Consider the following 25,474-nt stretch of genomic DNA (forward strand, 5'->3'; position numbering starts at 1 on the left):
TCTCGGTCCATTTCTTATGCCTGGAAAATATTCTGTTGGTTATTGTATTAAACAAAGGGGGTTTTTATTATGAAAATAGCAAAGGTTGATGTAATGCAGGTAGCGACTACAGAGTCAGATGGTTCTGTACGGGAAGATTGGCGGCCGGTAATTTGCCGGATTTATACTGACGAAGGAATATATGGCGATGGTGAGGCAGCACTAGCTTACGGGATTGGGGCACCAGCGGCTTATGGAATGGTCAAGGATTTAGCCAGACTTATTATAGGGATGGATCCCTTAGACAATGAAGTTATTTGGGATAAACTATATAAAAGAACATTTTGGGGACAAAATGGCGGTCCGGTAGTATTTGCTGGTATATCAGCTTTAGATATTGCACTCTGGGATATTAAAGGAAAGTATTTTGATGTTCCCGTTTATAAAATTTTAGGCGGCAAACGTCGTGATAACTTGCGTACATATGCAAGTCAGCTGCAATTTGGCTGGGGGCCAGAATTTCAAGAACTAAGTAAAACTGAAGATTATGTTAAGGCCAGTAAAAAGGCGGTAGAAGAAGGTTATGATTGTATAAAAATAGACTTTTTCACTTATGACCGTGATGGTCGAGCTTTCACTGATGAAGATATGACTCGTTTACGTCCTCAATATCATATCAATCTGGTTGAGGAACGTATAGCAGCTGTTCGTGAAGCTATTGGTCCAGATGTTGATATAATTATGGAGAATCACTCTAATCCTGATGCTAATAGTGCAGTGCAGCTTGGTAGAGTAGCTCAACAATATAATATTTTTTATTTTGAAGAACCAAACACCCCTACACCCAAGAAAGCAAAATATATATGTGATAAGTTAGAAATGCCAATTGCACATGGAGAAAGAGTTTATTCCCGCTGGCAGTATGCACCATATTTTGAAAATCAGTCTGTTCAAGTTATCCAACCCGATCTTGGAAATACCGGTGGTCTGACTGAAGGCAAGAAAATTTGTGATATGGCCTATACTTATGATGTTTCTGTCCAGGCGCATGTCTGTGCAAGTCCACTCTCAACAGTTGCGGCATTGCATCTTGAAAGTGTGATACCAAACTTTGTGATTCATGAACACCATAGAATTAATCTTTGCGATTATAATAAAAAATTGTGTATACATGATTATCAACCTAAAGATGGTAAATATAAAGTGCCAGAACTACCAGGTTTAGGTAATGAGTTTTCGGAATTTGCCTTAACTCATTGTGAGAAAGTTACAGTTGAGTAAAGTCAACTAATTGTAGATTTATATTAAGGAACTGACCGAGTTTTGAACAAGAATTCTTATTGTGGATGAAGAATTTTAAAAAATAGTCTGGTTTAATCTCTGAACAATGTCAATTCGATAGTTTTATGTCTAAAATTGCTTATAAAATATTAAGATATTTATTATTTATCTAAGTATACAAAGAATTAAAGCATAGATCATTTTTTGTATCATTGCTCAGGGATTAAACCTAAACTTAAATTAAAATAAGAAATTCAATAAATTATGGATATGATGTTGTTAATAAAAAGTAAAGATATGCTTTATATATTTTATGCCAATATTAAGATTAAGTAAATTGTTATTAATTTAATTAAAAGGGGGAGATATAATGAGTATTAAAGTAATAGAAGAACCTGCACCTAAACCTGGGGTATTAAAAAAACCTGAATTATTTGCACTTTCAATTGGACAGGTTATTGGTGCTGGAGTCATAACACTTATAGTTCCCGCTATGAAAATGACGGGGTACTCTGCCTGGCTGGCCTATTTTATAGCTATTTTTTTTGGTTTTATTACTCTTGCACCTGTAGTTTTTGTAGCTTCAACTGTAAGGCTTGGTGGAGGTTTTTACTCACTTATCTGTGATATGGCAGGGCCTACAGTGTCAGGGATTTATGCCTTTGGTTATCTGGCACAAACAATTTCACTTTCTTTATTTGGAGTAGCTGCTGCTGAATACATGAGTGATACTTTTCCAGTTTTTTCAGGTTCATTTTCAAAGATCGTAATTGGGATATTTTTGCTCACATTATTTTATGTAGTTAATTTGATGGGTATCAATATCATGGCTACAATACAGAAATATATGACCTGGCTCCTTATTGCTGCTTTATTAATGTTTACTGCTTTTGGCATAGCAAATATTAAGCTTCCAATTTTTGAATTTACTAATCCGGGTTTTCTGGCTAATGGTTGGATCCAATTTACAAAAGGCGGCCTGCTGGAAGCATTGAAAAGTGAGAGTGGGCTGTTGAAAGCTGGTTTTATTCCAGCTATATTGCTATATGTATATTCTACTCAGGGATATATGATGACCATTGCTTATGGTCGTGAATCCAAAAATGCTACTCATGATATTCCTTTTGCAATATTAATGTCAGTTCCTGCTTTGATTGTTTTGTATGTAGGTGTTGCGATTGCTGCAACTGGTAGTTTTTCGATTGCAGAATTTGGCAATTCAACTTCCCTTACTTATGCAGCAAAGGCTATCATGCCTAATTTTTTATTTTATGTTTTTATTATAGCTGGACCAATAATGTGTCTTTTATCAACTCTTAACTCTTCGTTTGCATTTAGTGCTATAACTATTGGTCAAAGCTGTGAAGATGGCTGGCTGCCTAAGAAATTTGGGGAGAGAAATAGCAGAGGTGCTCGCAAATATGTTTTAACATTTATGTATATAATTGGTGTTCTTCCGATTATATTTCAACTTCGAATTACAACAATTACTAACCTAATACAGCTGGTTGTAGCGGCACTAACTTTTTTATATTTTGTGGCCTATTTTAAAATGCCCAGAAAATATCCAGAAGCATGGAACAAATCACATCTTAATATTCCTAACTGGATATATTATACAATTGTTGTTATAAGTCTGCTAGCTAATTTAATAATATTTCTTAAGTCAATAATTAGCATCAGTTTCATACTTGCTATGAGTTTAATAGTAGCTCTGGCTATTGCTATAGCTATTGGAATACGGCGCTCTAGAACAGGAGATATTAATATTCACACTTCAGTCTGGGTTAAATAAAGAATAACTGATTTGGTATTGACCCTTTAATACCTTGCTAATTCAAAGTAGTATAGATAGTTAAGATAGACTTGGGTAGAGGTGATAGCCTCAACTGGCTATTAAAATAAAGAAGAGTTACTGTATATCGATGTACAGTGACTCTTTTTTTCATTCAATAATGTTTTAAACAATGAATTTGGGTGTTTTTTTAATAAATAGAAAAGATTACTCATGATTATTATTAAATTATTGATATATGTTAAAAACGGTGTTATGCTTAACCAGATGTTGTTGCATAGTATATCGGCTGCTTGTCCAATTACGCTAGGGGCGTAACAACACTTTCTAAACATAAAATAATTCGTGTAAAAGCTCACCTGGTACATGATGCATTTTAATATAGAATATATACTATAATTATGTTAATATTATAACAGAGTTATTTCTAAAGATTTTAAGAGGTGGATTATGATATCAGTTAAGAAGAAGAAAATTCAATTTGCTTTAAAAGTGGGAGAGATATTGCTAAAAAACGGAGCTGAAACCAACCGGGTTGAACGGATCGTTAAGGATATATTAATAGCAAAAAACGTGGCTGAGGTGGAAGTTTTTGCAACACCAACAGTAATCATGTTAAATGTTAGAGAAGGAGAACTGGATGATACTATTACTTTGATCAGGAGAATTTATGATCGGGGTATTAGATTAGATAAGGTTGCTCTGGTCTGGAAACTGGCCTTATCATTTATTGCAGGTGATCAGAGTGATGATCAGTTCTTTGATGAATTAGTAGAGATAATTAACCTGGCTCCATATATCTTTTTGGTTAGAATTTTAGCGACTGGGCTAATGTCAGCCTTTTTTACAATTATGTTTCAGGGAAATCAAGCAGATTTCTGGGTAGCGGCTGTGGTTGGGGGAATGCTGGGAGTTATTGATTATGGATTTAGACAGTTGCCTCTCTCAGATTTTATTATTAAACTATTGGATTCAAGTTTGATTACAGTTGTGACACTGCTTTTAAGTATGGAAGTTACAACACTGCATATAGATAAGGTTATCTTTGCGGCTATCATGCCGCTGGTACCAGGTGTAGCGATTACCAATGCAGTTCTTGATATTATTAGAGGAGATCTGTTAGCTGGTCTTTCCAGGGGAATTGAGGCTGTCTTTGTAGCAGTATCTATTGCTACTGGTGTCGGTATCACACTTAAATTAGGGGCCTTGCTGGGGGTAGTGTATTTGTGATTATTCAATTTATTAGTGCCTTTATGGCTACATTATTTTTTGCTATAATCCTGAATATTTTTAGGGAGGAATTGTTTTATTGCAGCTTGATTGGGGGATTCGGCTGGATTGTTTTTTTACTTATTAAAGATTACAGCGGTTCTATTATTTTAGCTAGCTTTATCTCTGCTTTAATGATTAGTTCTTTGGCAAGATTATTATCTTATCTCAGGAATTTACCTGAGACTAATTACTTGATTCCTGGTATAGTTGCAATTGTTCCTGGTGCTGGTATGTATCAGACTATGTCTGCTATGATTTATGGAGACCTTAAATCAATGGTATATTATGGTCTACAGACTATTCAGGTTGCTGGTGTTATAGCAATTGCTGTGGTAATTATCTCTGCTATAAAATCCAAAAGAAAAACAGCTGGGAGTGGCAATAAGTATTAAAGAAAATGCTAGCTTTGTAACCGTTAATTGGAGGATAATTTGCAAGATGTTGTAGGAGAAATTAAGGCTTCCTATTTTTTCGTGGTCTAGATTACCAGCTATTGATAATCGTTGTTGGAGAGTGTCAAGCATTACTTTTAAATTCTGATGACTTTTTGACTGATGAATTTACAGAATATTATGCTATTAAAGAATATCTTTCAGTACCTTTACATGCATCAACAAGAAAAATAAACCAGATAGATGAAATTAAAAAATTTCAAGGAAAACAATATAGTTTATTACTAACTTTGCATTAATTTAAAAAATAGTATTGACAGAATAAAGAAAATTCGATATAATCATAGTGCAATAGTAAACTAGTTCACTATTTAATAGAAGATGATTATTTTGAAGAATGGAAGAGAGAGATAAAACGAAATATAAAGGAAGGGTATTAACTGGTTTTATATTAGTATTAAGTTTGGTTTTTATTACAATGGTTGTATTGGCAGCTAAAGACTTACAGGAAGTTAACCGAGGTAATGAAAAAGTATGTAATTGTTAATAACTTTAAAATTGACAAAATATGAGTTATTTATTGATTGAGAGAGGGTTAATAATGAACATAAATTTTGATGCATCAAAACCAATCTATGAACAAATTATAGATCAAATTAAACAGATGCTAGTCAGAGGCGAATTAAATCCAGGAGATAAGCTTCCTTCTCAAAGGGATATGGCTAAAAAAATTAAGGTGAATCCTAATACTATTCAGCGAGCCTACCGGGAGATGGAGACACTGGAACTGGTCGAAACGCAGAGGGGAAGGGGAACTTTTATCAAGGAGGATAAAAACATGGTGCTTGAAATAAAAAAAGAAATGGCCAGAAATGCTACCTTCAGGTTTCTCCAGGAAATGACGGCAATTGGTTTTTCTACTGAAGAAATTATTAATTTGGTAGAAAAGGGGCTTATCAATTTTAAAGTTAATAAATAGAATTAAAGGGGGTTATTATATTGATAGATGGAAATGCTGTAGAAATAAAAAATCTTGTAAAAAAATATCCTGGGGTTGAAGCATTACAGGGGGTAGATATAAATTTTCCTGCTGGAAGAATTACTGGGTTAATTGGTCCTAATGGTAGTGGAAAATCTACAATCTTGAAATCAATAGTAGGTCTAGTTAAGCCATCCAGAGGAGAGCTGCTGGTCTTTGGGCAAAAACTAGATCGACGGCTAAAAGAGAAGGTTGCTTTTCTACCTGAAATAAATCATTTATATAAAAACATGAAGATAGTTCAGATTATTGATTTTTTTCAAAGTCAGTTTTCAACCTTTGAGAGGAAAAGGGCTTTGGAAATTCTAGACTTTATGAATTTAAAACCAGAAATGAGAATCAAGAGTCTTTCAAAGGGAATGGCAGGAAGGGTTAAACTTGTGTTGACAATGGCCAGGAATGTCCCCTTAATTGTTATGGATGAACCTCTGGCGGGGATTGACCCTCAATCCAGAGCTAGAATATTAGAAGGGTTAATTAATGAATACGATGCAGAGAAGCAGACTATTATTCTGTCAACACATGAGGTTTTGGAAGCAGAAAGATTTTTCGATTATGTAGTTTTTCTGGAATATGGTACTGTGAAATTGCAGGGAAATGCTGATGACTTGAGAAGTGAACATGGAATGTCTATTCAGGACCTGGTGAAGGAGGTATTTATATGAAAGCCTGGTGGAAACTTTATAAAAAAGAAATCTATAATATCTCATTTTTTATGCTGGTATCATTATTAATAACCTTATCCTGGGAATTGTTCTTGTTTTATAAAATTCATTCCTGGTCTTTAGGAATACCGTTTGGCTTAAGTTTCCTACCATTTAGTATTTTCCCATTACTGGTATTATGGCTTGGCTATAATTCCTTTCGTCAGGAATGGAAAGATGACACGATCTATTTAACCTTATCGCTGCCAAAGGCAGGCTGGCAGATAAATTTAGCTAAGTTAACTGCAAGCATGACTTTTTATCTAGCAATTGTAATTCTAACCACCCTGATGATTTATCTCTTTCAGCAGGGATTTATTATTACTATTCTTCAGGGCTCACCTGATCCTATTGTTATTTCCTGGATAAATAGTACTATCTTAAAGATGTGCTTTGTATATTGGATTAGTGGAATAGGTATATTTATAATAAGCCAGTTTTCTCAACTGATTAGCCTTTTTTTTGATAGATTTCGGGGGTTGATTTCTATTGTAGTATTTATTCTAAGTAATTATCTTTTATTCAGGTTGTCCATATTTTTAGCACCTCTTTTAAAATTCTTACCTGATATACAGGTTGATGTTATTAAAGAATTAAATGGAAGTCTAAATTGTATACCTATCTATCTGGATAGTGGGCTGATTATAGCCGTTGCAATCATCACTATGGGTTTCTTTTTTGGAGGCTCCTGGTTATTAGAAAATTATCTGGAAGTATAGGTGAGGGTATCAATAAGTTATTTGAATTATTTGCAGGCATTCTGTGATCTATGAATGCCTGTTTTTCTTTCATGTTTAAATCAAAAATGTGTTTGCTATTATTTATCCACTAAATCATTTTGGTAAGCGAGTTAGAGTATATTGTTTTAGATATAAATAACGAATTATTAGAAAGCTCTAAAGGATTGAGCAGAAGTAAAGTTAAGAAATACAAAAATTTATAAATACTTATCCAAGAATGAAAAATGAATAAATCGATATTAGTATTAATTTTGAGATGGCTTTTTTAGAGTCGTTCAGTAAAGTTTGCCTCTATTATCTTTGATTTAATTCAAATAATGCACTCAATCTCATTCTTTACTATTTATTGTTTATTTTTAATAACAATCGCATAATTACTGATTTCTGTGATTCCCTTTCCGGTGACAATTTCATTTCCAAGTTCGATACTAGTGATATAATTTGCGCTTGTTAATATTTCTTGATCGATGAGATAATCAATGAAAGCGCTGATATCCAGTGGCCCTTTGAAGATTGATTTTCGAGGGGAAAACGCAATATAAGTCCAAATATTGGCGTTTGCTCCCGAATCGTCACCATGACTGTTTTTTACATAAACATCGAAAACGTGCCCACTAACCGTAATAGTCTCTTTCCTTTGGCCCGCAGGTGTCATATTATGATTGACATTCCAGATCATGATTTCATGGCTGATGGTTTTTTTCGGATTAGCAGGATCGGTGATTGCCCATAGTGAAAAAGCCATATTATAAGTACCGGTAGCTTGTATCTTAATATCAAAATCAGCAGTCACTTGCTTAGAACCGGCTTTAAATGGAAAGTCTGCCACCAGTCCCAGTGACTTGTCCCAAGGCTTATCGCCATAAATAACCTCTGGATAAGCAACTACATTAACACTATACGGCCATTGCCATTGCCAGCCAATTGCTGGTTTGCCATTGATGTTCTCTTGAAAGATTCTTTGCTGGTAAACGCAGGAGGCAGCCTCTTTATTCCAGACGTTATTCATTAAAAAGTAATCGTCATTCAGCATGATCATTCCCCAATCAGCCGTATTTTCCTGAATAGTGGTGCCGCTTTGCGGAAAATTTGAAGCCGCCAGGCAATTGCCGACCAGAATAAATAATAAAACTGCCAATAAACATTGTAACAATACTTTTTTCAATTGAAACCCTCCCTATTATCTTTGATTTTCATAAAACATCTCACTCAATCTCAGTTTTCACAATTCAACTGAAATGCCCTTGTTGTTAAGACACAAATTCAAAAAATTTTAGTGAGTATAATTTCCTCCTTGTGTTTAGATTGATTTGTCATTAAAAAATCCCCCTTCTATATTCTTCTTAATTATACCAGTTATTAGAAGGAAGTTAAACAAAAATTGGTATAAAATGTTTTTAAAGATTTAAAACCCCCACATTTAGAAATATTTGTGGGGGTTTTTGCCATTTACATATGAATTCAGGTTAAAATATTTAAAGGAGAATAAAGTGATATCAAATTTCATGTAAGGTTTTTCTGTATGTGCGACATAAATAGCTATTAATTTATAAAATATGACATTAAACAACAACAAAAACATTGACAAATAAATTTATATAGGTTATAATATTACAAATAAGACAATAACATAACATATACATTACATGAAAAGAGAGTCATATGCATATTTTTATAAACTGTGTTGTTGCTTTATTAAACCTAATACAAAGGGGTTTTGTTAAATGAGTAGATTAAAACTATTTCTTATTACTGGTTTAATTGTGGGTTTTGTTTTTATCACTGGGGTAGTAAATGCTGGAGATGTCTATGTAATGAAATTTGCTTTCCAGATGGCTAATGATATCTATGGAACAAATGAGGCCAGTTTTGCTAATGCTTTTAAAGGTCATGTAGAGTCTGCCTCAAACGGCCGTATTAAAGTTGAATTATATCCTGGTGGTGTAATGGGGAAGGAAAGGGAGAATTTTGTTAATGTAAAAAATAACGTAATTCAGGCTACGCTTTCATCTGTAGGTGGAATAGCTCAGTTTTATAAACCGATTACAGTTGTTGATATTCCTTTTGCTTTCAAGACACATAATATTGCCTGGCAGGTTTATGACGGCTGGTTTGGAGATGAGCTCAGAGCTGATATATTGGATAAAACTGGTGTGCGTTGTCTGGTAACAACAGAAACAGGGGGATTCTTTGCTTTTACAAATAATAAACATGAGGTGAAAACCCCTGAGGATATGAAAGGACTTAAATATAGGACAATGGAAAATCAGGGGCACATAAAGATGATCTCTTTATTAGGTGGGTCAGCTGTACCAATTGCCTGGTTAGAGTTATATACTTCCTTGCAAACTGGTGTTATTGATGGACAGATGAATCCACTGCCCACCATTTTAAGTGGAAAACTGGAAGAAGTACAGAAATATGTTACTTTGACTAATCATTTATATGGAACTGACTGGTTTATGGTAAACAACGACTGGTTTGAATCACTTCCAGATGATTTACAAAAGATAGTGAAAGATGCTGCAGAAGTAGCTAACATAGCTGACCGTGGGGCCCAGCGATTACTGGATGTTCAGGCTATACAGAAGCTTAAAGAAGCAGGTTTACAGATTTATACACCTACTGTAGAAGAGAAGGAAATGTTTAGAAATAAAGTGCAGGATGGTTATATTGACTGGCTAAGTCAGGAAGTTGACCAGCAGTGGATTGATAAGTTTTTAAAGGCAGTAGATGAGGCAGAATCTGAGTAAGCTAAGCCAATATTTGAAGAATTCAATTTAAAAGGGCTGAGGCTTAAATGGCCTTGGCCTTTATTAATGAGGTGTAAAAATGGATGAGACAATCTTTATCAAATTAAGTGATGGAGTGGACAAAATTGTTTCTTACTTATGTATTTCATTAGGAATATTAATGACAGTTACTACTCTAACAGGAATTATGTTTCGTTATGTTATGACAAATCCATTACCATGGACAGAGGAACTGGCCCGCTATAGTATGATCTGGATGGGTTTGTTAGCGATTAGTATGGGTGTAAAAAGGCAGGAGCATCTGGGTGTAAATCTTATTGTAAGATTATTACCGACTATCTTTCAAAAAATCTTACAAATAATGACACGGGTGCTAATTGCCTTTTTTTTAATTGAACTAATTAGATATGGATATGGTATGGCGGTTAATGGAAACAGCCAGATCGCACCTGCTCTGCAGATTCCTATGAGTTTTGTTTTGAGTTCAGTGCCAGTAGCTGCTTTAGTGAGCTTGATACAACTTTTTTTAATAAGCTTTGATGAGATTCAAAACATGATTAGCAGGGGTCCTGATAAAGAGTATAGAGAGAAAAGGAGGGGTATTTAAATGCCGTTATTTATAGGGGTTGTTTTTGCGATTTTATTAATAATAGGTGTACCAATTGGTTTTTCCCTGGGAATTACATCTTTATTTTCTATTATAAAATCAAATATGCCTGTTTTATTTAATATAATGCCACAGCGTTTCTTTTCGGGGATTGATATGTTTCCTATAATGGCAATGCCCTTTTTTATTATTGCAGGTGATTTAATGAATCGCTGTAAAATTACAGATAGTCTAATTGAATTTTCAAATGTTCTGGTAGGGCATATTAGAGGTGGTCTGGCTCATGCTAATATTGTAGCCAGCATTCTTTTTGCAGGGATTACTGGTGCAGCAGTTGCAGATTCAGCTGCCTTGGGTTCTGTACTTATCCCGGCAATGGAGAAAGATGGTTATGATAAAGACTTCAGTGCTGCTATTACGGCAGCTTCTTCAATAATTGGACCTATAATTCCTCCCAGCACAATAATGATTATTTATGGTTCAATCATGGGGGTGTCTATTGCTGGTCTTTTTGCAGCTGGTGTCATGCCGGGAATTTTAATAGGTTTATTTTTAATGCTTATGACTTACTTTATTTCTCTACGGAGAAACTATCCTAAAAATAAAAGTAGGGCTTCTTTAAAAGAGATCTGGAATACATTAAAAAAAAGTATCCTGGCCTTGATTCTGCCTGTAATTATTTTAGGTGGTATCATAGGGGGTGTTTTTACTCCAACAGAAGCAGCAGCAGTTTCTGTTCTTTATGCTTTTATTATTGGTTTTTTTGTTACCAGGACCTTGAAACTGTCAGATTTACCAGCTATTTTTTTGAACTGTGCTAAAAATACAGGGATTATCTTTTTAATTATGTCTGCTGCTTCGATTTTGAGTTTCTTTTTAGCCAGTGAGAGAATTCCAGAATTATTATCAGGTTTAATGCTTAGTATTTCTAATAATCCCTATGTTGTTTTGTTTTTAATAAATATTTTATTACTTATTGTTGGTATGTTTATGGATATTACTGCAGCTTTATTAATCTTAGCACCAATTCTGCATCCGGTGGCTGTTAATTTAGGTATAAATCCACTGCATTTTGCTATTATTATGATTGTTAATTTGAATTTAGGTCTAATGACACCACCTCTTGGAGCCTGTCTTTTTGTAGTTTGCGGTATTACTGAGCTGAGTTTAGAAGAGGTTGCTAAAGCGATCTGGCCTTTTATTGTGATGGAAGTAGCTGTTTTATTTATTATTACATTTGTTCCAGAGATAGTTATGTTTATCCCCAGATTAATAGGTATAGTATAAAGGAAAATATGTTAGGAGGGATGATAATTGCAGGATAATATATTGGAAAGCTTACTTATAGATTGTCAGGAAATAATTAGATTAAAAAGTGAATCAGGTCAGGAAGAGAAAGTTGCTAGTTATATAAAAAATGTTATGGACCGCCTTGGTTTTGATAAAAGCTGGATAGATGATTATGGTAATGTCATAGGACAGATTACCGGTGAGGGTGAGCAATGTATCCTGTTGGAAGGACACATGGATACAGTTGGTGTGGAAAGACCAGAACTATGGAATTATGACCCTTATGGTGGTGAAATTGTAAATAATAAATTATATGGCCGGGGAGCAAGTGATATGAAAGCAGCATTGATGGCAATGGTCTATGCTGCAGCGGCTTTTATTGAAAATAAAGATAAATTAAAAGGTAATATTGTAGTTGCCGGTATTGTCTTTGAAGAGGTCTTTGAAGGGGTCGCCCAGGGGAAAATTTTAGATAAGATAGAGCCGGGCTTGGTTGTTATTGGTGAGGCCAGTCGTTTGCAACTATGTATCGGTCAGAGGGGGCGGGCCGAGATAAAGGTAACGACTTTTGGTAAAAACGCCCATTCTTCCGGCCCTGATGCAGGTATTAATGCTGTTAGTAAAATGATGAGTCTTTTGCAGGAAATAGAGAAAATCAAATTACCTGTCGATGACTTTTTGGGTCCGGCTATTATGGTTTTAACTGATATCAAATCAGCCCCCTATCCAGGCAAATCTGTAATACCGGACCGCTGTACTGTAACCTTTGACCGTAGATTGCTGCCTGGTGAAACAGAAGAAACGGTTCTCAAACCAGTTGAGGATATTTTTGAGGTTTTGCAAGAGCAGGATAAGGATTTTCAAGCAGAGGTTGAAATTGTAGAAGCCGAAGCGGAATGTTATACTGCTAAGGTGATTGGGGGCAAGAGGTTTTTTCCTGGCTGGTTATTTAAAGAGGAAGATACTTTTGTTAGAAAGGCTCATCAGGAGTTAATTTCTGCTGGATTTGATGGTCAGCTTTCCCACTATTCATTCTGTACAGATGGCAGTCAATCTGCTGGAATCAGGGGAATACCTACCCTGGGGTTTGGCCCTTCTCTGGAGGAACTGGCCCATGTAGTAGATGAGTATATTGAAACTGAACAAATATATCAGGCCTACCGGGGCTATCAAGCTATTATAAGGTCTTTCTTTAGGGAAGGTGAGAGCTAATGCTCATTAAAAATGCTTTGCTTATTGATGGTACTGGAAAAGAAAGATTTAAGGCGGATCTCTTAATTGAAAAAGATGGAATTAAAGAAATTAAAAAAGAGATTAGTACTAATGATAAAACAATAATTAATGCTGAAGGGTATATTGTGTGCCCTGGTTTTATTGATACACACAGTCATTCTGACTTGAAGTTATTTGATGATCCCTATGTTGAACCTAAAATTAGACAGGGTATTACTACAGAAATACTTGGTCAGGATGGTGTTTCTGTTGCTCCTCTGCTCCCTGAATATCTTGGTGTCTGGCAGAAAAATCTTGCTGGCTTAGATGGGGTTATTAAAAGTATGGATTGGGAGTGGCAGACAGTAGCTGATTACTTTCACTTACTGGCAAAGAAAAAAATTGCCCCCAATATTGCCTATCTTGTCCCACATGGTAATGTAAGAATGGAAGTTATGGGATTAGAAAATAGAAAAGCCACCTTAGCAGAACTTGAAGATATGAAAGTAGTTATCAGAAGAGAGATGGAAGCTGGTGCTATAGGTTTTTCTACTGGTTTAATCTATCCCCCCTGTGCATATGCTGATACAGAGGAATTGCTTGCATTGTGTAAGGTAGTTAAGGACTGTGATGGGGTGTTTGTTGTCCATCAGAGGAGTGAGGCTGATCAGATAATTGATTCAATGAAGGAGATTATTTTAATTGCTAAAAAAACTGGTGTTAAGATACATTTTTCTCATTTTAAAATATGTGGACGAAATAACTGGAATAAGATCGACCAGGTAGAAGAATTATTGGATGAAGCAGGTAAATATACCCAGGTATCTTTTGATCAATATCCCTATATTGCGGGAAGTACTATGTTATCAGTAATATTACCACCATGGGTACATGATGGTGGAACAGAAATAGCTATTGAAAGATTAAAAGATGAATCTGTCAGGAAAAGAATTATTAGTGATATTGAGAATGGTCTTCCTGGCTGGGATAATTTTATAGAATTTGCTGGTTTTGATGGTATTTACATTACTGATACTAGAACTGAAAAGAATAGTAAATATATCGGAAAAAATTTATTAGAAATAGCTGAGCTTAGAAAGCAGAAGCCTTTTGAAGCTGTTTTTGATTTTTTGATAGAAGAAGAAATTGCTGTGGGAATGTATGATTATTATGGTAGGGAAGAAGATGTTGTAAGATTAATGTGCCGGCCTGAGCAAAATGTCTGTACAGATGGTCTGTTAGGTGGTAAACCCCATCCCCGTGTTTATGGGACATATCCCAGAATTTTGGGGAGATATGTTCGGGAGAAAGGGGTGATAAGCCTGGAGAAAGCTATTTATAAAATGTCCTGTAAACCAGCCCAGGTCTTTAATCTCAAGGATAGAGGGCTTATAGAGGAAGGTAAAAAAGCTGATTTGCTTATTTTTGATGAAAATAAAATAATAGATAAAGCTACCTTTACAGAGCCCTGCCAGTTTCCAGAAGGAATCCAGTTTGTAATAGTAAACGGACAAATTGTGATTTCTAAGGGAATTAAACATAATATTAGGCCGGGTGAAATAATAAAAAGGGGTTGAGATGATAGAAAATGAGCAATAAAGGAGATCTAAAAATAATATATAATAAAAACAATGATAATAAAGCCCTGGAAGAGTTGGAGTATTTTTCCGGGGATATTATTAAAGAAGTAAGGAATTTTCATAATAGTTTTAGTGAATATAAAATTACACCACTTCATGACCTACAAGCACTTGCCAGAGAGTACAATGTTAATAAAATATGGATTAAGGATGAGTCCTACCGTTTTGGACTGAATGCTTTTAAGGTCCTTGGGGGTAGTTATGCTATAGCCAAATACTTGAGTAAAATTACTGGGACAGGAAAATTATCTTTTGATAGTTTAAATAAAGCGCTTAGTGCTAAGGATATTAGCTTTATTACTGCTACAGATGGTAATCATGGTAGAGGAGTTGCCTGGACAGCAAATAGGTTGGGATATAAAGCTGTTGTTTTTATGCCGGAAGGTTCAGCTGAAGATAGAATAAGTAATATAAGAAGAGAAGGGGCAGAGGTAATCGTTACAGATAAAAATTATGATGATACTGTTCAACTTGCTCAGGAATATGCTAAAGTCAGTGGTGGTATTATAGTACAGGACACAGCCTGGGAAGGGTATGAAGAAATACCTCTCTGGATCATGCAGGGATATGCTACAATTATTGATGAAGCCCTGGAACAGGTTCAAAGTAAACCAACACATATATTTTTACAGGCGGGAGTGGGTTCTTTTGCAGCTTCCATTCAGGCCAGTTTAATAGTACGATTTGGTGATGAAGCACCGAAAGTTATTATTGTTGAACCTCATAATGCTAATTGTATCTATAAATCTGCCCAGTATAATAAGGAAAAGGCCCAAACTGTAAGTGGTAGTTTAAGTACAATTATGGCTGGTTTATCCTGTGGCACACCAAACCCAATAGCCTGGAAGATTCTCAGAAGGTATTCTACTGCTTTTGTTTCCTGCCCTGATTATTTTGCTGCCAGAGGCATGAGAATCCTGGCCTCACCTACAGGTGATGATCAAGCAGTTATTTCAGGAGAATCAGCAGCAGTTGGTCCAGGTCTATTGAGTCTGATAATTGATCATCAAGAATATGGGGATATCCTTGATAATTTAGGTATAAATAGTGATAGTAAAATATTATTTATAAGCACCGAAGGGGATACAGATCCCCTTATGTATAAAAAGATTGTATGGGATGGTTTATACCCGGTGCTGTAAACCCTGGTATTGAGGTAAAGCTGGTCATTAAACATAAAATTTCACAGTTTTTTAATATCTTTAGAAATAAAAACAGAACATAAGTTTACGAGTTTAGCTTTATCTGTCATTTAAAAATCCCCCAGAAAGATTAGCAGAATATCAGATAAAAAAAGGAACTGCCTCATTTTGAGACAGTTCCTTAGAATCATTTTGGAATATCTGAATCATCAGAATTATCATCATTCTCTACTTCTACTTCTTTATCTTTACATACCTCCTCCTCAACTTCTTTTTTTTCCCACCTTTTTTCAATTTCATTCCATACCATGATACTAGTGTGAATGTCAAGTAAAACTTTACGAATTTTGATTGATAAGATTTTACACCTAAGAATTACCAAAAATGGATTCTCTGTGTTTCAGTCTGTAGCTATCACCAGCTAAATTGATTACCTCACACTTATGAACTATCCTATCTAATATTGCTATTGTGATTGCCGGATCTCCAAGTAATTCACCCCAATCTTTTGGGCCTTTATTGGAGGTAATAATTATTGATGTTTGCCCATAAAGCTTATTAATCAACTGGAAGAACAGATTAGCTTCAGTCTTTTCCATAGCCATAAACATTAAATCATCAATTATTAGTAAATCCGTTTTAATGATTCTTTTTATCTTTGTTTCAGAGGTTTTAACAATTTCCTGGGTCTTTAGCCCACTGAATTAGGTCACTCATTTGAGAGAAGATAACTTTATATCCATTGTTAATAGCATGTATCCCCAGTCCTATAACTAGATGAGTCTTACCAACACCAGGCGGGCCGAGCAAGACCATGTTGTAGCCCTGCTCTAGCCAGGTTAATTCTTTAAGTTGATTAAGCTGTCTGGTACTTAGTGACTGCTGCTCAGCTATATTAAACTCATTAAGGATTTTATACTCAGGAAACATAGCCTGTTTTAGTCTTGTTTCCAGTCTTTTTTGTTCTTTTACTTCAATCTCCTGACTCAACAGATCCTCCAGGAATTGTTCATAAGAATATGAGTGTTCTAATGATGTACTCAAGAGGTTATCCAGCACTTCAGCTGAGTGGTGCATTTTAACTGTTTTTAACATATCTTTGATACTCTCTATATTGGTTGTCATGGTATTTCTCCTTATTCATTAAATATCTTAGAGTATTCAGCAATATCTCTAACCTGTGGTTTAGCTTTTATCTTATCAATACTGCTGGGGGAAAGGGGTACTACATCTATTTCCAGAGGTTTAGCTTCAGTAGTAACCACCTTACCATAATGGTTAACAGCATCTCTAAAATCAACAGCACTGTAGAGTTTATTCTTTAGGCAGAAGTCCAGAGCTTTATTAATAGTTTCCTGACTACTATTAGTCAGTGAACTTTGTATTAAAAGAAGCTGGTCTCTTATGTATCTTGGTTTATCTTCTTTAATCAGATTAAGAAAACTACAAACTTTCTCCTGTTCCTGGAAAGAAGAGATAATTTCCTTCATAAGCCCTGGTATCTTTTTGGATTTGTTTCTTTTATGATCGTTGTTTTGTATTAGATTACCTTTATCTCCCGGAATATCATGTCTCGCCAGTTCTATATCTGTTTCAAGAGCAAGGATGATATATTGGTTATTACCAGTCTTTACAACTTTGACATTGGTCTCAGGCCCTTTATATGTACCCAGTGGCACAGAATATCTATTGCCTTTGATGAGAACAGTATTGTCTTTTCTAACCCGATAGGTTATACTTAAAGTAGGTGATTTAGTTTTTATTTTTTCTAATATCGGCCTTAAGTATTTTCGTTCTTCGTCAAATACTTGAGCCGGTATTTTTTTTGTTGTACCATGAATTTTACTATTCGCCCTTCTCTTAAGCCAGGCCAGACAGTCTTCATTCCAGCGTTCAAGGTTGTAGAAGACACGATTATGGGCAAAATTATTCTTTACATATCCAACTACATTTTCAATTTTGCCTTTTGATTCAGGATCGCCTTTGCGACACATATGCACTCTATATTTTCTGTTTTTGAGATAGGCTGAAAAATCATGAGTATATATTAACTCGCCATGGTTCTCACTAACAAGGATGAGATGATCCTGATCATAGACTATTTCTTCAGGTAAACCACCATAATATTCAAAGGCATCTTCATGAATTTTAATGATATCAGTGGTGGTAAAGGGCCTGTCCTGCCATTGATAATACTTATGGCGAGAATGAGCTAAGACAAAACACATTACATAGAGTTTAATTTCATCGTTGTTAGAGTTCAAAACTCTTTTTTCACCGAAATCAACCTGCATTTGTTTACCCATTGGTGGGTCTGATACGGCTTGATATTGTCTTGGATTCATGCTTTTAGGTATGTTATGCTCCTTTCGTAAGTCATGGACATATTTCCTGAGAGTGCTTTCTGCAAAATTAATCTCTGATTTATATTTTTCCTGTAATCTATCATATATTTGAGCTGCAGATAAGTCAGGGAATTCTCTTAGCCAGCTTAAAATTAGATCTTTATATACATCAGCTTTTTTCTTTCGGATTTGCATACCATTTAATCTTTCTTCAAATTCATCTGGAGTTAGATTTAGATATTCATACAGGGTAGGACGACTAATACCGAGATGTCTAGCAATCTGTGATTTATTCAGCCCAATTTCCAGTAGTTCCTGTAATCTTGTGTACATTTTCCAACCTGCTTCTTTTTTCAATATTTCTGCTCCTTTCAGTATAATATCTTAAGATATTATACAAGAAAATCGCAGATGTTGTTTGGATAAAAACCTCCAATATCTAGAATTATTGCCAGTGTAAAATATGCTAATTTACATTTTCAAGCAAAAAGTGTAAAGTCTTATATATCATTTTCTGTTAACTTTATTTTATCATTCACAACTAGTTGTAATAACTGCACAAATAGTCATAATGATTGTACATATCTCACGTTTTTCATTAGTTTGTTGTTCAAACTTTTCACGAGTTAATTTTGTAGCTTGATTACTTGTTAAAAACCATTTTTCTTGTTCTGATTCTGAAAGTTTTAATATTTCTTTAAGAAAATTCCTTGCGTATAAAGATTTTGTTGTTTTTATTTTTTCTTCTAAAGCCTCTTGTAAACCAATTACAGATTGTTTCACTATATAACTATTCATTGACAAACCCCCTTTACTTGTTTTTAACCATATTATAACAATTGTTCAGAAAAATAGCAAAATGTATGATAACTTAGTTTTAGTTAATAACATTTCTATGAAAGATACGGTTTCTGTCAAAAATCTGTGTGGATTAGAGATTGAACTTGCTTATTTTTTCAAGAAATAAATAGCTAATTATATTTGACAAAATAGCTAATAAAGAATATAATTATAGGTATTAGAGTAGTGAGGTGTTAAATATGCGGGTGAATAGTACCGATTTGCAAAATGCTTTCGGCAAGTACCTGTCTCTGGTAGAGAAAGAAGATATTATTGTCATCAAGAACGGGAAAACTGTTGCCAGACTCAGTCATTATCTTGAACCAGAAAACTTTTTTATCCATGAAGGAGTAGAGGAATATAAAACCAGAAGAATTAGCTATCAGGAATATCTTTCTTTAGCTGATTCATCAGATCAAAGATATGAACTGATCAGTGGTGAGGTTTACCTAATGGTTTCCCCTTCTTTTAATCACCAGCTGGTAGTCAATGAAATATCTGGACAGTTTTATAATTATTTTAGAGATAAATCTTGCTGTTCTTTAACTGCTCCGCTGGATGTCAGGCTTTGCGGGTTTGCGCTTAAGTTTGAAGAAGACCCTAATGTTGTCCAACCAGATGTATTGGTGATCTGTGATGAAGATAAAGTTAGTGAGGATAATAAATATGAAGGTGTGCCGACTTTGATTGTAGAAGTATTATCACCTTCTACCAGGGGTAAAGATATGATTACAAAACTAAATCTTTATATGAAGAGTGGTATTTCAGAATACTGGGTTGTTGATCTGGAGGAGAAAAAAATAAATCAGTATTCTTTTACCGGGGAAAGGGATTTAGACAAGATGATATCACTTAAAGAGGATGATATCATAGAATCTATTTACTTCGAAGACTTAAAAATAGCGCTAGCTGATATTTTTAAGGGAATAAATAATTAATAAATATTACAGGAAACTTCTTGTTAATAAAGAATTATATAGATAAAAATTCTATGCATATTTTAACTTCAATATGGGTTAAGGAGGATTAGCATGGATATTAATGAAATAAGAGGAATTTTAAATGAATTGAGTGATGAAAAATATAAAAAAAATGTAATTCGTTTGGGAATACCGAAAGATAAAGCTTTAGGTGTTCGGACAGGTGATATAAGAAAATTGGCCAGAAAAATTCGCACAAATCACAAGTTGGCCTGGGAACTTTGGCAAAGTGGAGTACATGAGGAGAAAATCTTAGCGGTTTTATTATTTGATAAAAAGGATATTACATATCAAGAAATAGAAAGTTTAATGCATGATGTAAACTCATGGGATTTATGTGACCATATTTGTAAAAATTTGATTATCAAAACGAGTTTTGCAGCAGATATCATAAAAAGTTGGAGTAAACAATCATCATTATATTTTAGGCGTGCGGCATTTGTTCTTATGACAGCCGAAATGGTTAAAAAAAGAGAAAAAATTGAGCCAGAGCAAGTAGAATTATATATAGAAAAAATTAAAGAATGTGCTAATGATACTAGACCACATGTTAGAAAAGCAATATCCTGGGCACTTAGAGAAATTGGGAAAATAAATTATGATTATCAGGAAAAAGCGATTTTAGTTGCTTACGAATTAATTGAAGAGGGAAAAGCCAGTGCCTGGGTGGGAAAGAATGCACTCAAAGAACTGGAAACCCTGGTTAAAGTGGATGAAAGAGGGAGATTATTGTCATCCGATTCCAAAATGGGAAGAAAGTATAAATGAAAAAGTAATCTTGTCAGTGGCAGTATTATGCCATTTAGATTGGTAATTGGTATTAGAACCAAGTAAAGATTGTAATTCAAAAGAAAGAGGTGCCTTATGAGCCATAAACAAAATAAATTAGAAAATCCAGAAAGATTAGCAGAATTAAGCCCCCAAGAAACGTTAAAAAAAATAGGTATACATGAGAATGATGTTATCTGCGACATTGGGGCAGGTAGTGGTGTTTTTGCAATCCCTGCAGCAAAAATAACTAATAATACAGTTTATGCTTTAGATATAAATAACGAATTATTAGAAATTATAAAGGAAAAAGCCCAAAAAGAAGAGTTGTCTAATATTAAAACAATGAAGGTAACAGGAGACCATTATGATATTGAAGCAGATACAGTGGATTGTGTGATTTTAGCTACTGTATTACATGAAATTGAAAACAAAGATCTTATACTTACTGAAATCAAAAGAATTATAAAGAGCAGAGGTAAGCTTGCAATCATAGAGTTTCAAAAACAACAGACGCCAATGGGACCGCCTGTTTCGCATCGTATTGGTAGAGATGAAGTTATTAGACATTGCCGTAGTTTTGGGTTTAGTCAGATAAACGAATTTTATTTAGGTGATAATTTTTATTGTATAGTGTGTAATGCCTAATATTCCAAAATCATAAAGAAATAATTTTATTTGTCCTGCAGATAATCTGAATTCTCAAAATAAGTCTGCTTATCATAGATCTTTCCAATGCATTAACCTACCATCAATATCTTTGATGACAAATTCATAGCTGCCATAATCTGTTTTTTGTGGTTTGGATATTATATTTACATCATTAGCAAGGAATTCTTGATAAAGCAGTTTAAAGTTAGTCTTATGCTCTCCGCAGACCTTTCAATAATAGTGTGTTGATATGAGATTTTATTATCAGAAAGTCTAAGGTAATAAAGACAATAGAGGAGATTTTAAGTAAGTATGAGCCAATAGAGTTAAAAAATAAAATCAATTAGTTTGTTAAATACCATCCAGCAGAAATATTATCTAGTTTCATTTTACAATAGAGTTATTTTGTTCCTGAAATTTTTAATGTTTAAAGCTTTATTTTATTGGGATATGATTAATTGTACCATGGCTTTAAAAGTATAGTATTAAATAGTAGTAAAACGTACAACTTTACTTATTTATTCAAAAATTAATAGAAAAAATTAATATTACTTCTAAAAGTTGGTGATTAATTTGAAAAAAATTTTTAATACTATAACAAAAATACTAATAATTTTGTTATTCATTTATATATGGAGACTAGTTCAGATTAAAGGATTAAGTGTAAATAAATTCTATATTTATCTATATTTGCTTCTTGTTATATGTAGTTTAATATCAGATAGATATTTTTATACGGGACAAAAAACTGAAAATAAAAAAGAGCATGAAATAACAAGTTATTATTTATCATTAACTTGGTTTGCCACATTGATAATTCCAATATTAGAATATATTTATATAATGAGATACAATCTCTTTTTAACAATATTGGGAACTGTATTAATAGTATCTGGAACAATAATAAGAGGGATAGGAATTAAAGCACTAGGTAAGTTTTTTTCAAGAGATGTGGAAAATTGGGAAAACCAAAGAATAATTAAAACAGGAATTTATAAATATATTCGGCATCCAGCTTATGCAGGTAATATTTTGCAAATTATTGGATTTCCTTTAGTCTTGAATTCATATTTTAGTTTAATTTTATCATTGATAACAATAAGCGGGTTTCTATGGAGAATAAAAGTAGAGGAAGAATTTCTCATGAAAAAATTTCCTGAATATAAAAAGTATATTAAGGAGACAAAGAGAATAATACCCAAAATATGGTGATTATTTTAATTTGTGCAACAGTAGACAGTGTAGAATTCTTATTTTCAATCTTGTACCGCTCTGCTGTACGTGGGCGTAAAGGAATCAGTATGATGTGAATTAGTGTGATAGATTGCTAGTAAAATATTACAATATAATAATTCAGTCAAAGGATATCTTCACGAAATACGTAAAGATAGTAGTTATATGACATGCCTAACTTAATAAGAAACGTAAATGAAGCAAAAAATTATAACCTAGCAATTCAGGTCAAGAATTTACCATGTTAAATGTGTTATCCTTTTTATAGGAGGTGAAAACATGGAGAGATGGGAAAAAATTGATGCAGTTCAACGTATGCAAGATTATATAGAGGAACATATTAGAGAACCAATTACTTTACATCAGCTAGCCCGGGCAGCTGGTTATTCTCCCTGGCATTCTGGGAGAATTTTTAAAGAACTAATTGGAAAAACTCCTTTTGAATATATTAGAAAATTTCGTCTTTCTCGAGCTGTTGTTAAACTCAGAGATGAAGACCAAAAAATAATAGATGTAGCATTTGATTTTATTTTTGATTCACATGAGGGCTTTACCAGGGCATTTTCTAAACAATTTGGTATGAGTCCTAATTATTATTCACAAAACACACCACCAATAAAACTATTCTTACCCCACCGTATCCGTGAATATTACCTTACTTTACAAAAAGGAGAGAATAACATGAGTAAAAAGTCTAATGTTAATACTGTCTTTGTTCAGGTTGTTGATCGACCAGCTAGAAAATTAATATTAAAATGGGGAACTGAAGCGACTCATTACTTTGAGTATTGTGATGAAGTTGGTTGTGATGTTTGGGGAATCTTAACTAGCATAAAAGAAGCTATATATGAACCAATTGGCATGTGGATGCCCGAAAACCTTCGTAAAGAAGATACATCAAAATATGCTCAGGGAGTGGAAATTCCTGTTAATTATTCTGGTGAAGTACCAGATGGATTTAATATTATTGATCTTCCTCCATGTAAAATGATGATTTTTCAAGGCGAGCCTTATGAAGATGAAAATTTTCAAGAAGCGATTGGTTCATTATGGGAAGTAATGAAAAAATATAATCCTGAATTGTATGGTTTTAAATGGGCTGACAAAGATGGACCAAGATTCCAACTGGAGCCTAAGGGGTATAGAGGCTATATTGAAGGTAGACCAGTTAGGGAAATAAATAAAAACATTTTAAAATAACAACAATATTGAAAACAAAGGGTATTGCTAATTAAATATCTTAAATGAGGCACGTCATATAACAATATATTTCCGGTTTTGTTCCTTTGTCTCTACACCCAAATCTAGCAACCCGAGAAGCTGCTGGTGATGATTATAACTTGATGTTTGATGCCTGGATGGGCTGGGATGTTTCCTATACACTGCGGATGATAAAATCAATTGAAAAATATCAACCTCTCTGGCTAGAAGAACCCCTGATGGGTGATAAGCTTGACCAGTTGAAGGAAATAACCGCTAATTGCAGTGTAGATATAGCTGGTGGTGACCATGAGTATACCCGCTGGGGGTTTCAGGAGATAATGAAAAAAGGTGCTTTAAATATTATTCAGCCGGATACGATGTGGGCAGGTGGGATACTGAAATGATGAATATCTGTTCACTGGCTTCTGTATATGATATACCTCGTATACCACATGGTGAATCTTTTGCTGCTAACATTCATGTAACTGCTGACCAATCCCAGGCCCTGATTCCGTTAGTAGAATATCTGGTCAAATGGAATAAAGGATGGCAGTTTTTTTGAAAGAGCCAGTTACTGCTGAAAATGGTTTTGTTGAACTTGACCGCAGGCCTGGTCTGGGTTTAGTTATAGATGATGCAAAGGTTGAAAATGAGGTAAGATTAAAGTATTAGTAAAAAAACTATATATATTTATAAAATAATAAATTGTTAATGGTCTCTGCTTTTTGGCCGCAGCCAGCAGGTTAAAGTAAGTCTGGAGGATATTGAAGAGGAGCGGAAAAGGAATAAGCGAGAAAAGTATAAATTACTTTAGATTTATTGTATATCAATTATAAATTAAATTATTTGAGAGTTACTTGGTACTTTTAATTGAAGTATATTAAAAACAATTAAATACACAATTCTAGATATTTATATGATATCTGGTAAATTTATATTTTCTTTTTTTGAGAAGACCTGCAGTTGACCTGTTGAGTCTACTTCTGCTAAAAGTACTTCGTCTATTTTATTTACACCAAAAGCCATCAGTTGATTTTTAAGCCACTCTTGATCTTTTTTTAAACGACTCCAATTATTTTCTATCAGCTCACCATCTATAACAACTGGAAAACTTATCTTTACAGGTCTACTTGTTATCCCAAGTTCTTTAGGTTGAACAGGTCTAGCATCAGATTTAGGTATTACTGATATCTTTCCGCTAGGTTCTATTATAACAATTTCAATATCTGATAAATTTTGATATCCCTGTGACCGCAGTTCAGATTTTAGTAAGGAAATATTCATTCTAACTTTTTTAAGGTTACTTTCTAATATTTTCCCTTTTGCAAGCAGAAGAACAGGTTTGGAATCTAGATTATAAAAATACTTATTTAGAGACAGATACCCAACAATTAATGTAATGATTACAATAGTAGAAACACCTATTGTTGCTTTAGAAGTTACTTTATATACAAGTGGTTCAGCCGCTATATTACCTAGAATAAATATAGCAGCAAGATCATATGAGGTCATCTCAGCTATAGATTTTTTACCAATAATCCTCATTGCTGACCAGGTAATTATAAACATTATTAAACATCTCAGGATATAGATTATTATTTCCATTTA

General features: G+C 34.0%; 26 protein-coding genes and 1 pseudogene. 21 read left to right on the forward strand and 6 right to left on the reverse strand.

All coding sequences use genetic code 11. From position 1 onward, the window contains the following. Positions 1–69: 69 nt before the first annotated feature. The 8 genes from D7D81_RS08170 (at position 70) to D7D81_RS08200 (ending at position 7,181) form a co-directional block, all read left to right on the forward strand. Positions 70–1,260 (forward strand): mandelate racemase/muconate lactonizing enzyme family protein, encoded by a 1,191-nt coding sequence (locus tag D7D81_RS08170; RefSeq protein WP_125988984.1) that lies wholly within the window; start codon positions 70–72, stop codon positions 1,258–1,260. A 370-nt stretch (positions 1,261–1,630) separates the two neighbouring features. Next, positions 1,631–3,055, forward strand: a complete 1,425-nt coding sequence (locus D7D81_RS08175; protein ID WP_125988986.1) for an APC family permease — start codon at positions 1,631–1,633, stop codon at positions 3,053–3,055. A 450-nt stretch (positions 3,056–3,505) separates the two neighbouring features. Then, positions 3,506–4,285, forward strand: coding sequence for a threonine/serine exporter family protein (locus D7D81_RS08180; protein ID WP_125988988.1), 780 nt, complete (start codon positions 3,506–3,508; stop codon positions 4,283–4,285). Further along, the gene (locus D7D81_RS08185; protein WP_125988990.1) at positions 4,282–4,719 is read left to right on the forward strand and encodes a threonine/serine exporter family protein; all 438 of its coding nucleotides are present in this window, start codon (positions 4,282–4,284) and stop codon (positions 4,717–4,719) included. The genes D7D81_RS08180 and D7D81_RS08185 overlap by 4 nt, the downstream gene beginning before the upstream one ends. Before the next feature lie 397 nt (positions 4,720–5,116). Then, a complete protein-coding gene (locus D7D81_RS19480) occupies positions 5,117–5,266 on the forward strand; it encodes a hypothetical protein (protein ID WP_164522171.1) in 150 nt (49 codons plus the stop codon). 54 nt (positions 5,267–5,320) lie between these two features. Beyond that, positions 5,321–5,698 carry a GntR family transcriptional regulator gene (locus tag D7D81_RS08190; protein ID WP_125988992.1) on the forward strand — a complete coding sequence of 126 codons (378 nt, stop codon included), beginning with the start codon at positions 5,321–5,323 and terminating at the stop codon, positions 5,696–5,698. Positions 5,699–5,718: 20 nt separating this feature from the next. Continuing rightward, positions 5,719–6,423: an ABC transporter ATP-binding protein gene (locus D7D81_RS08195; protein ID WP_164522172.1), complete on the forward strand. Its 705-nt coding sequence runs from the start codon at positions 5,719–5,721 to the stop codon at positions 6,421–6,423. Further along, a complete protein-coding gene (locus D7D81_RS08200) occupies positions 6,420–7,181 on the forward strand; it encodes a hypothetical protein (RefSeq protein WP_125988996.1) in 762 nt (253 codons plus the stop codon). Before D7D81_RS08195 ends, D7D81_RS08200 begins: the two co-directional genes overlap by 4 nt. A gap of 364 nt (positions 7,182–7,545) precedes the next feature. On the opposite strand, the gene D7D81_RS08205 is transcribed toward D7D81_RS08200, so the two are convergent. Continuing rightward, positions 7,546–8,367: a GH12 family glycosyl hydrolase domain-containing protein gene (locus D7D81_RS08205; protein ID WP_125988999.1), complete on the reverse strand. Its 822-nt coding sequence runs from the start codon at positions 8,365–8,367 to the stop codon at positions 7,546–7,548. 559 nt (positions 8,368–8,926) lie between these two features. Between D7D81_RS08205 and D7D81_RS08210 the strand changes: the two genes are divergently transcribed. The 6 genes from D7D81_RS08210 (at position 8,927) to dpaL (ending at position 15,846) form a co-directional block, all read left to right on the forward strand. Continuing rightward, complete coding sequence (locus tag D7D81_RS08210) at positions 8,927–9,955, forward strand: TRAP transporter substrate-binding protein (protein WP_125989001.1); 1,029 nt, start codon at positions 8,927–8,929, stop codon at positions 9,953–9,955. 79 nt (positions 9,956–10,034) lie between these two features. Further along, positions 10,035–10,562: a TRAP transporter small permease gene (locus D7D81_RS08215; protein WP_125989003.1), complete on the forward strand. Its 528-nt coding sequence runs from the start codon at positions 10,035–10,037 to the stop codon at positions 10,560–10,562. Next, the gene (locus tag D7D81_RS08220; protein WP_125989005.1) at positions 10,563–11,849 is read left to right on the forward strand and encodes a TRAP transporter large permease; all 1,287 of its coding nucleotides are present in this window, start codon (positions 10,563–10,565) and stop codon (positions 11,847–11,849) included. 27 nt (positions 11,850–11,876) lie between these two features. Continuing rightward, positions 11,877–13,064 (forward strand): YgeY family selenium metabolism-linked hydrolase, encoded by a 1,188-nt coding sequence (locus D7D81_RS08225; RefSeq protein WP_125989007.1) that lies wholly within the window; start codon positions 11,877–11,879, stop codon positions 13,062–13,064. Next, on the forward strand, positions 13,064–14,641 hold the full coding sequence (locus tag D7D81_RS08230; RefSeq protein ID WP_125989010.1) for an N-acyl-D-amino-acid deacylase family protein: 1,578 nt from the start codon (positions 13,064–13,066) through the stop codon (positions 14,639–14,641). The genes D7D81_RS08225 and D7D81_RS08230 overlap by 1 nt, the downstream gene beginning before the upstream one ends. An 11-nt stretch (positions 14,642–14,652) precedes the next feature. Further along, positions 14,653–15,846: a diaminopropionate ammonia-lyase gene (gene dpaL / locus D7D81_RS08235; protein ID WP_125989012.1), complete on the forward strand. Its 1,194-nt coding sequence runs from the start codon at positions 14,653–14,655 to the stop codon at positions 15,844–15,846. Between the two features lie 187 nt (positions 15,847–16,033). On the opposite strand, the gene D7D81_RS20095 is transcribed toward dpaL, so the two are convergent. The 4 genes and pseudogenes from D7D81_RS20095 to D7D81_RS08250 all read right to left on the reverse strand — a co-directional run bounded on the left by D7D81_RS20095 (position 16,034) and on the right by D7D81_RS08250 (position 18,989). Next, complete coding sequence (locus D7D81_RS20095; protein WP_286170341.1) at positions 16,034–16,156, reverse strand: hypothetical protein; 123 nt, start codon at positions 16,154–16,156, stop codon at positions 16,034–16,036. 58 nt (positions 16,157–16,214) lie between these two features. Continuing rightward, positions 16,215–16,971 (reverse strand): annotated as a pseudogene (gene istB / locus D7D81_RS20245) (IS21-like element helper ATPase IstB). An 11-nt stretch (positions 16,972–16,982) separates the two neighbouring features. Then, positions 16,983–18,548, reverse strand: a complete 1,566-nt coding sequence (gene istA, locus D7D81_RS08245) for an IS21 family transposase (protein ID WP_205739386.1) — start codon at positions 18,546–18,548, stop codon at positions 16,983–16,985. A gap of 174 nt (positions 18,549–18,722) precedes the next feature. Continuing rightward, on the reverse strand, positions 18,723–18,989 hold the full coding sequence (locus tag D7D81_RS08250; RefSeq protein WP_125989014.1) for a hypothetical protein: 267 nt from the start codon (positions 18,987–18,989) through the stop codon (positions 18,723–18,725). A 242-nt stretch (positions 18,990–19,231) separates the two neighbouring features. On the opposite strand from D7D81_RS08250, the gene D7D81_RS08255 reads away from it, so the two are divergent. The 7 genes from D7D81_RS08255 (at position 19,232) to D7D81_RS19485 (ending at position 24,428) form a co-directional block, all read left to right on the forward strand. Then, positions 19,232–19,969 carry a Uma2 family endonuclease gene (locus D7D81_RS08255; protein ID WP_125989016.1) on the forward strand — a complete coding sequence of 246 codons (738 nt, stop codon included), beginning with the start codon at positions 19,232–19,234 and terminating at the stop codon, positions 19,967–19,969. Between the two features lie 93 nt (positions 19,970–20,062). After that, positions 20,063–20,779 carry a DNA alkylation repair protein gene (locus D7D81_RS08260; protein WP_125989018.1) on the forward strand — a complete coding sequence of 239 codons (717 nt, stop codon included), beginning with the start codon at positions 20,063–20,065 and terminating at the stop codon, positions 20,777–20,779. A gap of 96 nt (positions 20,780–20,875) precedes the next feature. Beyond that, entirely contained in the window at positions 20,876–21,427 is a 552-nt protein-coding gene (locus tag D7D81_RS08265) for a class I SAM-dependent methyltransferase (RefSeq protein ID WP_125989020.1), read from the forward strand. Between the two features lie 567 nt (positions 21,428–21,994). Next, on the forward strand, positions 21,995–22,642 hold the full coding sequence (locus D7D81_RS08270; RefSeq protein ID WP_205739387.1) for a methyltransferase family protein: 648 nt from the start codon (positions 21,995–21,997) through the stop codon (positions 22,640–22,642). Between the two features lie 300 nt (positions 22,643–22,942). Further along, on the forward strand, positions 22,943–23,863 hold the full coding sequence (locus tag D7D81_RS08275) for a helix-turn-helix domain-containing protein (RefSeq protein ID WP_125989024.1): 921 nt from the start codon (positions 22,943–22,945) through the stop codon (positions 23,861–23,863). Between the two features lie 86 nt (positions 23,864–23,949). Beyond that, a complete protein-coding gene (locus D7D81_RS08280; protein ID WP_125989026.1) occupies positions 23,950–24,270 on the forward strand; it encodes an enolase C-terminal domain-like protein in 321 nt (106 codons plus the stop codon). Continuing rightward, positions 24,267–24,428 (forward strand): hypothetical protein, encoded by a 162-nt coding sequence (locus D7D81_RS19485; protein WP_164522174.1) that lies wholly within the window; start codon positions 24,267–24,269, stop codon positions 24,426–24,428. Before D7D81_RS08280 ends, D7D81_RS19485 begins: the two co-directional genes overlap by 4 nt. 350 nt (positions 24,429–24,778) lie before the next feature. Here D7D81_RS19485 and D7D81_RS08285 read toward each other — a convergent pair whose 3' ends face one another. After that, positions 24,779–25,471 (reverse strand): DUF421 domain-containing protein, encoded by a 693-nt coding sequence (locus D7D81_RS08285; protein WP_125989028.1) that lies wholly within the window; start codon positions 25,469–25,471, stop codon positions 24,779–24,781. Positions 25,472–25,474: the final 3 nt, after the last annotated feature.

This window comes from Halocella sp. SP3-1, from assembly GCF_003953885.1.
Classification (GTDB): domain Bacteria; phylum Bacillota; class Halanaerobiia; order Halanaerobiales; family DTU029; genus Iocasia; species Iocasia fonsfrigidae.